Raw genomic sequence first — 14421 nt, 5'->3', positions numbered from 1 at the left:
CCGATTGGCATAGGGATATAGCATTTGAGCAGTGCTCGTTGGAATTTGCCTTTTCCCCTTTCTGTAAAAGAGTTTCAGGCCTATCTGCCTTAATTCAAATCATATATTTTTAAACTATCCAGCCAGCTCCACCGCCTTTTTGGCCCCATCCCACATGTCCTCTGCGGTTATAAAGTTAAGCCCAGATTCTGCTAAGATTCTTTTACCTTCCTCCACGTTTGTGCCCTCCATACGAACCACCACAGGCACCTTTATTTCCACCATCTTTGCCGCTTCAATGAGCCCATTTGCCAGCCTGTCGCACCTTAGGATCCCACCAAATATGTTTATAAACACCGCCTTTACGTTTTTGTCCGCCATCAAAATCCTAAAGGCGTTGGCGATCTGTTCTACGTTGGCACCGCCCCCCACGTCTAAGAAGTTTGCAGGTTCACCTCCAGCGAGTTTGATGATGTCCATAGTGGTCATGGCAAGTCCCGCACCGTTGACCATACAGCCTATGTTTCCGTCAAGCTTTATGTAGTTGAGGTTGTAGGTTTTTGCCTCTACCTCCAATGGATCTAACTGGCTTAGGTCCTCCATCTGTTCCAAATCTTTGTGTCTTAGAAGTGCGTTGTCGTCTATCTCCACCTTTGCGTCCAAAAGAACCAGCTTCCCATCCTTTGTTAGCACCAAGGGGTTTATCTCCACCAAGGAGGCATCAAGCTCCTCGTAGGCTCTGTATATACCAAGGGCTATCTTAACAAAATCATTCACAGGCAATCCCAGCCTGAAAGCTATCTTTCTTGCCTGAGAGGGCATTAGGCCAAGGGATGGGTCTATGTGTAGCATATGAATAGCCTCTGGTTTTTCTTTGGCTACTTCTTCAATCTCCATCCCCCCCTCTGCAGAAGCCATAAGCACGGGCTTAGATACAGACCTGTCTAAGGTTATAGAAAGATAGTACTCTTTTTCTATCGGCGTAGCCTTTTCTATCCAAACCCTGTTTACGGGCTTTCCGTCAGGACACTGGAAGGTTTTTAGAACCTTTCCTAGCATACCATTCACCGCAGATTCCAGCTCTTCCATGTTTTTTACGAGCTTAACTCCACCAGCCTTTCCTCTGCCACCACAGTGCACCTGAGCCTTTACCACCAAAGGAAATTCCCCAAACTCTTCCGCTATTTGCCTTGCTTCTTCTAAGCTAAAGGCGACCTTTCCCTCTGGCACAGGCAGGCCATATCTTCTGAGTATTTCCTTAGCCTGATGCTCGTGTAGTTTCATTTCTAGCCCCCTTGAAAAAAGGTATTATAAAAAATATATCAGTTTTCAGATGTTTAGAAAAGTATATAAAATAAAACTTATGGAAACCCTATCACCAGCCAAACTAAACTTGGGACTTTGGATATTGGGTAAGCGCAAAGACGGATACCACGAGATTTTTACCATATTCCAAGCCATAAGCTTGTTTGACAGAATAAGCATAAAGGAAGGACCGCTAAGGGTGGAGACTTCCAACGGTATTCCCCAAGAGGAGAATTTAGTTTATAAAGCTCTTAGGCTTATGGAACATCTTTTAGGAAGAGAGTTAGAAGTCCAGGTTTTCATAGAGAAGAACATTCCCTTAGGAAGCGGGCTTGGTGGGGGGTCATCCAACGTGGCCACTGTTTTAAAGGCGGTTAATGAGATGCTCGGAAATCCCCTGAGCTTTAACCAGCTATTGAAAATAGCTTCCAAAGTTTCTTCTGATGCTCCCTTTTTTCTCTACGGTGGCTCCGCAATAGGAAGGGGTAAGGGTGAAATAATTGAGCCAATAGAACTTCCAGCTTTTAGGTTTGTGGTGATCTACCCAGAGGTGCAGGTATCCACTAAGATGATTTACTCTCTTGTAAGTTCAAAGGAATTGACACAAAACCTTGATAGTGATAAAATAATAGATTGCCTGAGAAAGGAAGAGTTTGAGGTTCTGAGCAACGAGCTAGGTAGGTTGTGTGCTGAAGTGGTGCCCCAGGTGGGCGAGGTGCTGAGGTTTTTAGAAAGTTTGGGCTACAAGGCCTTGGTAAGTGGTAGTGGTTCGGCAGTTTTCTTTGTAGGAGAGCTTGAAGATAGGTTAAAAAGGGCTTGCCAGCTGAGAGGTTGGCGGGTTTATCAGGTGGAGAGCTTGGGGTGTAGCTCAACTGGCAGAGCACCGGACTTTGGATCCGGGGGCTCCTGGTTCGAATCCAGGCACCCCAGCTTTTCCACTAAAAAATAGGAGATAGAACTATGATAGGATCTATAAAACTTCTCACTGGTACAAGCAACTTAGAACTGGCCAAAGAGGTATCCGAATATTTGAACATGCCCCTATCTGACGCCCTTGTGTCTCGTTTTAGCGACGGAGAGGTAAGGGTTCAGATAAACGAATCCATGAGAGGGGAGGACGTCTTTGTAATACAGTCCCTTTGTCCTCCCATAAACGAGAACATTATGGAGCTCTTGCTTATCTTGGATGCTCTCAAAAGGGCTTCCGCCGGAAGGATAACGGCAGTTATTCCTTATTACGCGTACGCAAGGCAGGACAGAAAAGACAAGCCAAGGGTCCCCATAAGCGCAAGGTTGCTTGCAGATCTTATCACTGTAGCAGGAGCCCAAAGGGTGGTCATTGTGGACCTTCACTCTCCACAAATTCAGGGCTTTTTCAACATACCCGTGGACAACCTACATGCGTTGGGAGTACTTTATGACTACCTTAAGGATAGGTTGGACGGTGATACTGTGGTTGTATCCCCGGACGCGGGTGGTGTGGAAAGGGCTAGACTTCTCGCCAACAAAATCGGATGCTCCATAGCTATAATATACAAGAGAAGACCAGAGCCAAACGTAGCAGAAGTGCTGGATATTGTAGGAGAAGTAAAAGGTAAAAGAGCCATAATCGTAGACGACATCATAGACACTGCCGGTACAGTTTGCGCCGCAAGTGAGCTGCTTCTTTCAAAAGGTGCTTTAAGCGTGGATGTGGTCGCTACTCACGGTCTGCTATCTGGTCCAGCTGTAGAAAGGCTGAGAAATTCCCAAATAAAAGAAGTTGTAGTCAGTAACACCATTCCATGCAAGAACAAGGGGCTTGAAAAACTTAGAGTTGTATCTGTAGCCTCACTCATAGGAGAGGCAATAAGAAGGATACACGAAGGTGAATCAGTAAGTATGCTGTTTGCATAAAGGAGGCGGTCATGAAAAGAGTTGAGTTGAAACTTCTTCCAAGAAATACCAACGAGAGGAAGAGCGAGAAAAAACAGAGAAAAAGGGAAGGATACATCCCAGTAGAGATATACGGAAAAGGGGTAGATAATGTGCATGCGTACATGAACCTAAAAGACTTCAATTCACTACCCCATGGAGAAACATTCTTGATAGTAGCAGAGGTGAATGGAGATAAAAGGTTATGCTTTTTGAAAGAGGTCCAGTATGGTTGGCTTGGAGATAACCCAATCCACGTAGACCTATACGATATATCCAAGGTGAAAGAAATAGACATAGAGGTACCTTTGGAATTTGTGGGCACTCCAGCGGGTGTGAGCCTTGGGGGAACCTTTGAAATTGTGCTAAACACTCTAACAGTTAGGGCAAGCGTGGAAAGCATACCCGATAAGATAACCGTAGATGTTAGTGGTCTTGGTCTTGGAGACTCGCTACACGTGAAAGACATCCAACCACCACCTAACTGTACAATACTTGACAACCCAGAGGAGGTTGTGGCAGTAGTCTTAGAACCCGAAGCTGAAGAAACACCAACTGAATGATAAAACTTGTAGTAGGGCTTGGCAACCCAGGTAAAAAATACGAAAGAACAAGGCACAACGTAGGCTTTATGGTAGTAGATGAGCTTTTAAAAAAGCTTCGGGTAAAAGAATACACGCAAGAGTGTCTATCTCACGTTTATAAAGTTAAAGTGTTAAACAGGGAAGTATTAGTGGCAAAGCCCCAAACTTACATGAACAACTCAGGGTTAGCGGTGCTAAACCTTCTGGAGGAGTACGAGCTAAGTCCAAAGGATATGATGGTGGTTTATGATGACTTGGACCTCCCTCTTGGAAGGATAAGGCTAAGGTTAGAAGGTAGTAGCGGGGGGCATCATGGCGTAGAGTCTATAATAAAAGAGATAAAGTCGGAGAACTTTGCAAGGCTTAGGATAGGCATAGGAAGACCTAAGAATAAGGATAAGGTGGTGGAATACGTCCTTTCACCCTTTGAACCAGAAGAAGAGCAGATTCTCTATGCGGTCTTAGACAGAGCCTCGGAGTGTGTCCTTAGATGTTTAGAGCTTTCACCAGAAGAATCTATGAGCTTTTGCAACGCACCAATAGAAGTATAGAAGATGGAAATAGTTAGCACTAAAGACATAAGCAAGGTGGTAAAGGTTTTAGAAAAGGGCGGTATAGTTTGCGCTCCTACGGATACTATCTACGGACTTTTGGCAGATGCTACCAACAAAGAGGCGGTGGAAAGGTTATACGAGATTAGAAGGCCCTCAGGCAGACCGTTTATAGTGCTTTTGCCAGATATAAGCTACGTACTAAAGTTTGATGTTCTGATTACCAAACTTAGTATAGCTCTTCTTAGTATTGGCGTAACTGTGATCTTTCCAAAAAGGACCACCATTCCTACATACCTGACTCGTTGGAGAAAGAGCATAGCTTTTAGAGTGCCGGCTCAGGGCGTGTTTATAAAGAACCTTCTCAAAAAGTTTGGAAAACCTCTTGTCGCCCCAAGCGCTAATCCAGAGGGACTAAAACCCGCATCTGATATAAAGGAAGCCATGGAATACTTTGGAGACAAGATAGATCTATACGTAAAAGGAGCAAAGCTCACAGGCAAACCATCTACGATAGTAAAGCTCATAAGTAAAAAGGCGATAAAAATCATAAGGGAAGGGAACGTGCCTAAGGAGCAAGTATTAAACATGGTAAGTAGCTTAGCTTCTCCGTTAGGCTCTCTTCCTTTTGAGATTGAGCCTTTCCTTTAAACTCTTTCTCTTTGGTCCCTTTTCGTCCTTTTTACCCTCCACTCCGCTGAAGACCGCACTCTTGAGTAGTTTTTCCCTCTCCTGCTCTTCTTTCTTGACCTCTTCTTCTATCTCTTCCTGAGAGGCAACCTGAACCTTGATCGTATCCTCAACTACCTTTTCCTTTAGGTTATATAGCATAGCTTCAAAGAGTCCAAAAGCTTCTTTTTTATACTCTACTAACGGATCCCTCGCAGCGTATCCTCTTAGGTATATGCCTTCTCTTAACCTATCAAGGGTATGCAGGTGTTCCCTCCACAGGTGGTCAAGGTTAGACAGCGCAATCATCTTAAATATCTCCTTAAAGAGGCTTTCTCCCCATACCTTCTTCTTTTCCTCCAAAATGCCGAGTACTTCAGAGCTCAGTTTTTCCACAAGTTCCTCTTTGTCTCTAACCTTCGGAATTGCTAAATCTCTTCCAGTTAATTCTTTCAGATAATCCTCCAAGGGTTTTGTCTCCCAAAGTTCAGGATCTTCTTCGGGCATCAGTTGTGCAATCTTTTGGTTAAGCACGTCCTTTACGAATTCTTCTAAGTATCCTTCTAAATCTTTGCCTTCCAAAAGGTCCCTTCTCAAACCATAGACCGTTTGCCTTTGAACATTAACTACGTTGTCATACTCCAGCAGTCTTTTTCTTATCTGAAAGTTCTGAGCTTCTATTCTCTTTTGAGCGTTCTGTATAGCCTTTGTTACTATCCTGCTCTCTATGGGCTCTCCTTCCGGAATCTTTAAGAACTCCATCATCTTCTTTACCCTGTCTCCTCCAAACAATCTAAGAAGGTCATCCTCAAGGGAAAGGATAAACCGGGATTCGCCTGGATCGCCCTGCCTACCAGCCCTACCCCTAAGCTGGTTGTCTATCCTCCTTGATTCATGCCTCTCTGTTCCTATGACTAAAAGTCCACCAAGCTCGATCACTTTTTTCTTCTCCTCTTCTGTTATCCTATAAGCCTCTTGCAAGGCAGATTTCCACTCGTCCTGCGTAGCTTCTTCGGGTATCTTTCCTTTCTTTCTTAGAATCTCCTTAGCCAGGTACTCTGGGTTTCCACCAAGCAGTATGTCCGTACCCCTACCTGCCATGTTGGTAGATATGGTAACAGCTTTTAATCTTCCAGCTTGAGCGATTATTTCCGCCTCCCTTTCGTGATGCTTTGCGTTTAGAACGTTGTGAGGTATACCTTTTTTCTTTAGAAGGTTAGAAATATGCTCTGAATCCTCTATAGATATGGTGCCAACCAAAATCGGCCTCCCCCTACTGTGCTCTTTCTCTATTTGTCTTACTACCTCTTCCCACTTTTCCTTTTTTGTCTTAAAGACCATATCTGGCAAGTCTTTCCTACGCATGGGCTTGTGGGTGGGAACCACTACCACATCAAGCCCGTATATTTCTTTAAACTCAAGGGCTTCAGTTTCTGCAGTCCCAGTCATACCAGCCAGCTTTTGGTAAAGCCTAAAGTAATTCTGAAAGGTTATGCTTGCCAAGGTCTGATTTTCTTGCTGGATAGGAACACCCTCTTTAACCTCTATAGCCTGATGCAAGCCGTCAGACCACCTTCTACCGGGTAAAACCCTACCCGTAAACTCATCTACTATGAGCACCTCTCCATCCTTCACTATGTAATGCACGTCCCTTTTAAAAAGCTCGTGAGCCTTTATGGATTGATGCACAGCGTGTAGCAGGTCTATGTGTTTAAGGTCGTATAGGTTCTCAATCCCAAAAAACTCTTCAAGTTTTTTAATGCCTTCTTCTTTTAACTGAACGGTTCTGTTCTTTTCATCCACGATGAAATCCTCTCCCGCCTTCAGCCTTCTGACCGCCTGGTCTGCCTTGTAGTAAATGGAAGTATCCATCTGGGATGGTCCAGATATTATCAGCGGGACCCTTGCCTCGTCTATGAGTATGGAATCCACCTCGTCTATTATGGCGTAGTGGTGTCCCCTTACTTGAACAATGTCGTCCAAAGAAAAGCTCATGTTGTCTCTCAGATAGTCAAAACCAAACTCGTTATTGGTCCCATAAGTTATGTGAGCTTGATAAGCACTTTTTCTATCGCAGGGAACAAGCTTGGTAAAGAATGCCTTCTTTGCCTCTACGTTTATCTTCTCCGAAGGTAGTATTTCATCAAAGTATCCCTTGGGCCATACCCTAAGGTCTTCCTCTACTGCTTTTTGGAACAGCTCTCCATCCACCCACTCCACCCTATAAGAGCTGTAGTCTGAGTTTATTACTCCCACCTCCAAGCCTAAAAACCTGTATATAGGACCCATCCACTGGGCGTCCCTTCTTGCCAGATAGTCATTCACAGTTACCACATGCACCCCCCTATCTGTTAGAGCATTCACGTAAGCGGCAGAAGTAGCTACCAAGGTTTTACCTTCTCCTGTTTTCATTTCCGCAATTTTACCCTCATGCAGAACAAGACCACCGATGAGTTGCACGTCAAAGAACCTAAGCCCTATAGTCCTTTTGCCCGCCTCCCTAACCAAGGCAAAGGCAAGTATAACTTCTTCCGTAATCCTACCCTTGCTGATTTCATCCTTTAAACTCTCGTCCTGCGAGATCTTCTGAAATAGATCCTTAGAAAGCTCCACAATACCCTTGTTGGAAAGCTCGTCTAACTCCTTCTCCTTTTGGTTTATCTTTTGGACAAACTTTCTAAGGCGCTTTACTTCACGCTCGTTCTTTGTGCCTATAATCTTTTTTAAAAGCCATTCTATCATAGGATATATATTAAATTAAACAAGTTTTAAAACTACCACTTTTGGCGCACTCCTTATCTTATAATAACTCTATGCCTGTTAGAGAAAAAGGTTATGTCCTGGCGCGTATCTTTATAAGGGAAGATGAGGAATTTGATGGGGAGCGTCTCTACTCTAAGATTCTAAAATTTTTGAAAGAAAAAAATATAGCTGGAGCGACGGTCTTAAAAGCTATTCTTGGCTATGGTACCACGGGCGAGTATCATTACGAAGGCATTGAAGTGCTGTCTTACAACCTTCCAGTTGTCATAGAGTTGGTGGATGAAGAAAAAAAGGTGATTAGCGTATTGGAAGAACTTGGGAGGCATATCAAAAGCGGGCTTGTTAGTGTGGAGAGAGCGCACGTATGGGAATTTTAATAGCGATAGCAGTGGGTGGAGCCTTGGGATCCCTACTCAGATATCTGATTTCAAAATTTTTGCAGAGCAAGTTTGGCTTAGCTTTTCCCGTAGGCACGCTTACAGTAAATCTAATTGGGGCTTTTCTGATAGGTCTTTTCTTCTCTTACTTTGTGGAAAAACTAAGCGTATCAAGCGAGGTTAGAAGCTTTCTCATAACTGGGTTTCTCGGTGGATTTACCACACTATCAACTTTCACCTACGAAAGCTTTGCTCTGATAGCGGATGGAGAATACCTAAGGTTTTTGCTGTATTTGTCTCTTACCAACCTTTTTGGAATCTTTCTCACATTTCTGGGATACAATCTGGGTAGGTTGTTATGAATTGGGAGGAGGCTGTTTTGCTGAGGATCTTTTTGGGAGAAGATGATAGATGGGAAGGAAAACCGCTATATAAGCACATAACCGAGTTTTGCAAAGAGAGGGGTATAGCTGGAGTTACAGTCTTTAGGGGTATATTAGGCTACGGAAAATCTTCAGTTATACACAAAGCGGGAGTATTTAAGTTATCTTCTGATTTGCCTATAGTGATTGAGATATTGGACCATGAGGAAAGGATAAAGGAAATCCTACCTGAAATAGCCAAGATGATAAAGGGTGGGCTTATAACCACAGAAAAGGTTAAAATTGCACGCTACGGGAAGTAGCTAAGATGTTTCTTAGGATTGGCACAAGAAAGAGTAAGTTAGCTCTTTGGCAAGCTAATTTTGTCAAAGAAAAGTTAGAATCCTTGGGATGCAAAGTGGAATTAGTTCCGATAACCACCACTGGGGACAAGATAACCTCCGCACCTTTGGCAAAAATAGGTGGCAAAGGGCTTTTTGTAAAGGAGATAGAAGAAGCTTTACTAAAAGGAGAGATTGACCTTGCGGTGCATTCTTTGAAGGATGTGCCTATGGCCTTGCCGAAAGGTTTAACACTCTGCGCTATAACAGAGAGAGAATATCCTTACGACGTGCTAATATCAAAAGATGGTAAGAAGTTGGAGGAGCTCCCTCCTGGTGCGGTCGTTGGCACTTCTTCTTTGAGAAGGCAGGTTCAGATAAAAAGAAAAAGAAGGGATCTCAAAGTAGAGGTTCTAAGGGGAAACGTGGATACAAGGTTAAGAAAGCTGGAAGAAGGGTTATACTCTGCTATTGTCTTAGCGTACGCAGGGGTAAAAAGGATGGGTTTTGAAAAATACATAACTCAGGTGCTGGAAGACTTCATCCCTGCAGTTGGGCAGGGAAGCTTGGCTATAGAAACAAGAGAAGATGACTTGGAGGTCCAGAGATTTGTAAAAGGCTTGGATCACAAGGAAAGCCATTTGAGGGCTATGTGCGAGAGGGCTTTCTTAAGAGAATTGGAAGGTGGCTGTCAAGTTCCCATAGGTGCCTTTGCGTGGATAGAATATGGAAAGATAAAGATAAAAGGTTTTATATCAGACTTAGAAGGGGAAAGGTTTATTGAGGATAAGGAAGAGGGAAGCTTAGAAGAGGCAGAAGAAACTGGGAAAAGGCTAGCCCGCAGACTCTTAGAGCTTGGCGGGAGGGAAATACTCAAAGAGATTTATAGTTTATAATCTTTGCCTATGAAAGAATTTTGGTATTGGGCAGAGGAATACGACAGAAAGCTCATAGCAAGCGCCATAGAAGCAGGAGCAAAGGCTGTAGTGATAGAAGACCAGGACAAAGAGGAAGAGGTAAAAAGGCTTGGTAAAGTCTTAGTTCTAAAACAGGGGAAAGACTTTGAGTATGTGCGTATAGAGAAGAAAGAAGACGAGGATAGAGCAGCAAAATACCCGCCCAACGTAAAGGTAGTGGTAGAAACTACCGACTGGACCATCATACCTTTGGAAAATCTTATAGCCCAAAGGGAAGAGTTATATGCAGTGGTAAAAAGCGAGGAAGAGGCAAAAACAGCCATAAAAATATTAGAAAAGGGGGTAAAAGGTATAGTTTTAAAGAGTAAGGACATAAACACCATAAAGAAGGTTGGAAAGGTCTTGGAGGAAGAAGAAGAAAACCTTCCGCTTGTGGTAGTTAAGATATCAAAGATTCTTCCCTTAGGCTTGGGCGATAGAGTCTGCGTGGATACAACCTCTATACTAAGTAGAGGGGAAGGTATGCTGGTAGGAAATTCCTCCGGTGGTATGTTTTTGGTGCATGCGGAAACGGAAGAGAACCCCTACGTAGCTTCCAGACCATTCAGAGTTAACGCAGGAGCGGTACATATGTACATAAGGACCCCCAACAACAAAACAAAGTATCTTTGTGAACTAAAAGCTGGAGATGAAGTAATGGTTTATGACCACAAAGGAAGGGGAAGGGTGGTCTATGTAGGAAGGGCAAAGGTAGAAAGAAGGCCTATGCTTTTGGTTGAGGGCAGATGGGAAAACAAAAAAGTAAGCGCGGTGCTTCAGAATGCGGAAACTATAAGACTTACAAAACCAGATGGGAATCCTATATCTGTAGCGGAGCTTAAAGAAGGGGACGAAGTCCTGGGATACGTGGAAGAGGCAGGAAGACACTTTGGCATAAAGGTTGAAGAAACTATCATTGAAAAGTGAGCTCGCTTCTATAATAATACCTGTCTATAATGGAGAGAAGTATGTAAACCAAGCCATAGAAAGCGCTTTATCTCAGACCTATCCTTACAAGGAAATAATAGTAGTAGATGATGCAAGCACAGACCGCACGCCTCAGGTGGTAAAAAGCTATCCAGTTATCTATTACAGGAATCCACAGAACATGGAAAGGGCATACTCAAGAAACAAAGGAGTGGAGCTTTCCAAAGGTGAGTATTTGTTCTTTTTAGACTACGACGACCTTTGGGAGAAGGACTATGTAGAGTCATCTGTAGAATTCTTAAAAAAACACGATGTAGTTTATAGTTTTCCCAGAATGTTCGTTGATGGCTCAGGTGATGTTAAAAGAGTTTCAAAGAAAAAAATTCCGAGAGATAGCTTGATTCTACTTTTCTCTGGAATGATGGGTTATCCTTCTGCCACTGCCTTCAGGCGGTCTGCCTTTTTAGGATACAAACACGAATACCTAATGAGGGAAGACTGGGAAATACTACTGAGGGCTTACATAAATGGTCTGAGCATTCACCTTTTGGACAACAAGAAAGTTTTAATTAGAGAACATCCAGAAAGAACGAGTAAAAGTAAAACCTTTCTAAGCGCAACTTACAAGGTATATATGGATTACAAGGATAAAGTGCCAGAAAAGTATCTTCCTTACTTTCTCTTCCACATGGGAGAATCTGCCTTGAGGTTTGGAAAACTAAAAGAAGGTTGGCTTTTGGTGTTAAATTCCATCTACAAAAAACCCTCCATTTTGTTAGACTCAAGAAGGATTCTTAGCATCCTAAAAAGAGGCTTTAGGTTTTGGAAAGGATAAATTTAATAGCTAGGAGGCTTAGCCATGAGGGTAAAACTGACAAAATTTGATGCTCTTATAGTGGTGGATGTGCAGAAAGATTTTATGCCAGGTGGTGCATTGCCCGTGCCAGAAGGGGACAAAGTGGTACAACCTTTAAACAAATATATAGAACTTTTTTCAGAAAGAGGACTTCCTGTTTTTTTCACCAGAGATTGGCATCCAGAAAATCACATATCCTTTAAAGGATACGGTGGTGTATGGCCTCCCCACTGCGTGCAAGACACAGAAGGAGCCCAGTTTCATCCAGACCTTATCATACCATCGGATAACAAGTTCATAATATCAAAGGGCACGAGTAGAGACTTTGACGCTTACTCAGGTTTTCAGGGAACAATCCTTGACAGCCTGCTGAAGGAAAGAGGTATAAAGAGAATATTCGTAGGTGGAGTGGCTACAGACTACTGTGTCAAAAACACAGTTTTAGGTGGTATAAACTTAGGATACTTTGCATTTCTACTCTTAGATGCCATAAAAGGAGTAGATGTAAAGCCGGGAGACTCGGAGAAAGCAATAGAAGAAATGTTAAGTGCAGGTGCGGTTTGTTTGACTTATCAGGAACTTGAATAACCCCCTTGACTTTTTACAAAAGTACACTAAATTTAATTGACATAAAGCCTATTAAGGAGGTGAGAGCCATGAGGAAAGGACTTTTAGTTTGGCGTCCTTTTGAAGAGCTTGAAAGAATAAGAAGGGAGTTTGACAGGTTTATGGAGGAGTTTTTCAAGGAAGAGCCCGTTGAAAGGCTCTTTGCACCTGCCTTGGACGTTTATGAAACAGATACGGAAGTAGTTGTTAAAGCAGAACTTCCTGGTGTGAAAAAAGAGGATGTGGAAGTGCTTGTAAGAGACAATAATCTAATCATCAGAGGAGAAAAGAAGGAAGAGAGGGAAGAAAAGACTGAAACTGTCCACAGGGTAGAAAGGGTGTATGGAAAGTTTGAAAGGGTTATAGGCTTGCCCACAGATGTAAAGCTGGAGGGCATAAAGGCTGAGTATAAGGATGGAGTTTTAGAAATAAGGTTCCCCAAAGAAAAGACATCCAGGGAGAAAAAGATAGAAATAACCTAACATACTTCCCCCCTAAACGGGGGGCTTTCAGAGTTTAGTTTGTAATATTTTTATCCTTATGAAGAAGTTATTGCTTGGTATATTTGGGATCTTAGGCATTTCCTTAAGTGGCTCTCCCATAAAAGAGGGGCAGCAGGCATACAACTTCAAGCTTTACTCTGATCAAGGGAATCTGGTCCAGCTTTCTGACTACAAAGGAAAGTGGGTAGTCCTATACTTTTATCCAAAAGCAGATACACCTGGATGCACAGCTCAAGCAAAGGAATACAGCAATCTAATAGAAAGCTTTAGAAAGGTGAATGCAGAAGTGTTTGGAATAAGCACAGACTCGGTGGAAAGCATAAGAAAGTTTAAGGAAAAGTATGGTTTTAAGATAACCTTCCTCTCGGATCCCAAAGGGGAGGTGGCAAAGGCATACGGAGTTAGAGTAATTCTTGGATTTTGTTCAAGGGATACAGTACTGATAAATCCAGAAAACAACGTAGAAAAGATATACAGAGGTGTAGATCCATCTGCAGATGCAAAGAGAGTTTTAGAATACATAGAAAGGTTAAACAGCCTTTATAAACCCCAAAGGTTTTAGTCTCTAAGCTCTTTGCCAAAAGAACAGGAATAGCCAAAAGTGTCTGACTTGCAACTCTGCGCATTGTATATTCTCTCTTACATTACAAATACGCCCGTGCTTAAACTTGCTAAAATGCTAATTGACGGTGTGAACTCACAGATAAGGGTTTTCAATTACATCAGCAGGTGGAGGAAAGGTATAACGCTTTTGACTTACATTTACGGGTATGTTGTTGGCTATAGCTTCTTCAGAAAAAGCTATGTGCTTGGTTAATTTCTCACCCAACGTATTATTTGTATTATATTATCTCATCTCATATTGTATTATATTATTACTCAAAAGAGAGGAGGTGGAAGCATGAAAAAAGTGTTAGGTGGATTTATTTTGCTAACAGCAGTCTACGCAAGTGAAACCAAGACTGTGGAGAGACAAATTCCTGTAGTTAGATGTGCGGAGCCTGTTTATTCTGTTATGGTTATGGAGTTTGATTGCAAGGCAAACTCTTGTCAAGAAGCAAACCCCGGAAATCCCAGACTGTCATTAATATACGAAGCATTGGCTGGAACAGGCGGTGTGAAAGGTGTAGGGAAGGGACTCACTACCATGCTCACCAACGCCCTTAAAGCCACCAATTGCTTCAGAATAGTTGATTTGGAGCAGTATGAAAGGATGAAAAAACTTCTAGAAGCCACTGGGCAAAAGGTCCAACCTCCAAAGGTAGATTACATGATAACGGGCTCTATAACCGCCCTTGAATTGGAGAGAAGTGGCGGAGCCTTAGGAGGTGGATTAATTCCCGTGCTAGGTGCGATAAACGTCAGAAAGGATCAGGCTAAGCTTGGTGTTGACGTGAATATTATAAAACCCGAAACGCTTGAAATCGCCTATTCCAACTCTTTTGATGCAAGTTCAGAAAAGAGCTCCTGGGGTCTTTTTGGTGCTGGTGCAGGTGGTGGGTTTGGCGCAGGTGGTGGATGGAGCATAAGCAAAAACCTCTCCCTTGACATGGTGGCAAGGGATGTGGTGGTTCAGGTAGCGAATTCTATAGTGGAAAGGCTTGCTCCGGACAAGATAATTGAAAGACCAAAACCTCCGACAAAGCAAGAAAAAGAAGAATAGGAATAACTGACAACTAAAAGCAAAAGACCTTTTTAGATTTATTAGCATATTTTATTATCCTATAG

The 14421-nt window shown here is 42.8% G+C and carries 17 protein-coding genes and 1 tRNA gene; 16 read left to right on the top strand and 2 right to left on the bottom strand.

Features of this window, described 5'->3' with window-relative positions; genetic code table 11:
- Nucleotides 1–114: 114 nt before the first annotated feature.
- A complete protein-coding gene (gene sucC / locus V7P40_RS01325) occupies nt 115–1263 on the bottom strand; it encodes an ADP-forming succinate--CoA ligase subunit beta (protein ID WP_333784165.1) in 1149 nt (382 codons plus the stop codon).
- An 878-nt stretch (nt 1264–2141) separates the two neighbouring features.
- Between sucC and V7P40_RS01320 the strand changes: the two genes are divergently transcribed.
- The 5 genes from V7P40_RS01320 to V7P40_RS01300 all read left to right on the top strand — a co-directional run bounded on the left by V7P40_RS01320 (nt 2142) and on the right by V7P40_RS01300 (nt 4984).
- Nucleotides 2142–2214 (top strand) — tRNA-Gln (locus V7P40_RS01320).
- 30 nt (nt 2215–2244) lie between these two features.
- Nucleotides 2245–3180 carry a ribose-phosphate pyrophosphokinase gene (locus tag V7P40_RS01315; protein ID WP_333784164.1) on the top strand — a complete coding sequence of 312 codons (936 nt, stop codon included), beginning with the start codon at nt 2245–2247 and terminating at the stop codon, nt 3178–3180.
- A gap of 11 nt (nt 3181–3191) precedes the next feature.
- Nucleotides 3192–3761 carry a 50S ribosomal protein L25/general stress protein Ctc gene (locus tag V7P40_RS01310; RefSeq protein WP_333784163.1) on the top strand — a complete coding sequence of 190 codons (570 nt, stop codon included), beginning with the start codon at nt 3192–3194 and terminating at the stop codon, nt 3759–3761.
- Entirely contained in the window at nt 3758–4333 is a 576-nt protein-coding gene (pth, locus tag V7P40_RS01305) for an aminoacyl-tRNA hydrolase (protein WP_333784162.1), read from the top strand. Before V7P40_RS01310 ends, pth begins: the two co-directional genes overlap by 4 nt.
- A gap of 3 nt (nt 4334–4336) precedes the next feature.
- Nucleotides 4337–4984, top strand: a complete 648-nt coding sequence (locus tag V7P40_RS01300) for an L-threonylcarbamoyladenylate synthase (RefSeq protein ID WP_333784161.1) — start codon at nt 4337–4339, stop codon at nt 4982–4984.
- Here V7P40_RS01300 and secA read toward each other — a convergent pair.
- Nucleotides 4946–7744 carry a preprotein translocase subunit SecA gene (secA, locus tag V7P40_RS01295; protein ID WP_333784160.1) on the bottom strand — a complete coding sequence of 933 codons (2799 nt, stop codon included), beginning with the start codon at nt 7742–7744 and terminating at the stop codon, nt 4946–4948. The two genes, V7P40_RS01300 and secA, sit on opposite strands and share 39 nt — an antisense overlap.
- A gap of 71 nt (nt 7745–7815) precedes the next feature.
- Between secA and V7P40_RS01290 the strand changes: the two genes are divergently transcribed.
- The 11 genes from V7P40_RS01290 (at nt 7816) to V7P40_RS01240 (ending at nt 14356) form a co-directional block, all read left to right on the top strand.
- Entirely contained in the window at nt 7816–8142 is a 327-nt protein-coding gene (locus tag V7P40_RS01290; protein ID WP_333784159.1) for a DUF190 domain-containing protein, read from the top strand.
- Complete coding sequence (gene crcB, locus V7P40_RS01285; RefSeq protein ID WP_333784158.1) at nt 8130–8504, top strand: fluoride efflux transporter CrcB; 375 nt, start codon at nt 8130–8132, stop codon at nt 8502–8504. Before V7P40_RS01290 ends, crcB begins: the two co-directional genes overlap by 13 nt.
- On the top strand, nt 8501–8827 hold the full coding sequence (locus tag V7P40_RS01280; RefSeq protein WP_333784157.1) for a DUF190 domain-containing protein: 327 nt from the start codon (nt 8501–8503) through the stop codon (nt 8825–8827). Before crcB ends, V7P40_RS01280 begins: the two co-directional genes overlap by 4 nt.
- 5 nt (nt 8828–8832) lie before the next feature.
- Nucleotides 8833–9741, top strand: coding sequence for a hydroxymethylbilane synthase (hemC, locus tag V7P40_RS01275; protein WP_333784156.1), 909 nt, complete (start codon nt 8833–8835; stop codon nt 9739–9741).
- A gap of 9 nt (nt 9742–9750) precedes the next feature.
- A complete protein-coding gene (locus V7P40_RS01270; RefSeq protein ID WP_333784155.1) occupies nt 9751–10728 on the top strand; it encodes a 3-dehydroquinate synthase II in 978 nt (325 codons plus the stop codon).
- Nucleotides 10718–11563: a glycosyltransferase family 2 protein gene (locus V7P40_RS01265; RefSeq protein ID WP_333784154.1), complete on the top strand. Its 846-nt coding sequence runs from the start codon at nt 10718–10720 to the stop codon at nt 11561–11563. Before V7P40_RS01270 ends, V7P40_RS01265 begins: the two co-directional genes overlap by 11 nt.
- Nucleotides 11564–11587: 24 nt before the next feature.
- Nucleotides 11588–12172: a nicotinamidase gene (locus V7P40_RS01260; protein WP_333784153.1), complete on the top strand. Its 585-nt coding sequence runs from the start codon at nt 11588–11590 to the stop codon at nt 12170–12172.
- Nucleotides 12173–12240: 68 nt separating this feature from the next.
- Nucleotides 12241–12672 (top strand): Hsp20/alpha crystallin family protein, encoded by a 432-nt coding sequence (locus V7P40_RS01255; protein ID WP_333784152.1) that lies wholly within the window; start codon nt 12241–12243, stop codon nt 12670–12672.
- Nucleotides 12673–12730: 58 nt separating this feature from the next.
- A complete protein-coding gene (locus V7P40_RS01250) occupies nt 12731–13255 on the top strand; it encodes a peroxiredoxin (protein WP_333784151.1) in 525 nt (174 codons plus the stop codon).
- 39 nt (nt 13256–13294) lie between these two features.
- Complete coding sequence (locus V7P40_RS01245; RefSeq protein WP_333784150.1) at nt 13295–13510, top strand: hypothetical protein; 216 nt, start codon at nt 13295–13297, stop codon at nt 13508–13510.
- A gap of 84 nt (nt 13511–13594) precedes the next feature.
- Nucleotides 13595–14356, top strand: coding sequence for a CsgG/HfaB family protein (locus V7P40_RS01240; RefSeq protein WP_333784149.1), 762 nt, complete (start codon nt 13595–13597; stop codon nt 14354–14356).
- Nucleotides 14357–14421 lie beyond the last annotated feature (65 nt).

This window comes from Thermocrinis sp. (genome assembly GCF_036781485.1).
In the GTDB taxonomy this organism is placed as follows: Bacteria; Aquificota; Aquificia; order Aquificales; family Aquificaceae; genus Thermocrinis.
Note: the sequence above shows the minus strand (reverse complement) of the source record. Positions and strands in the feature narration are given on the sequence as shown.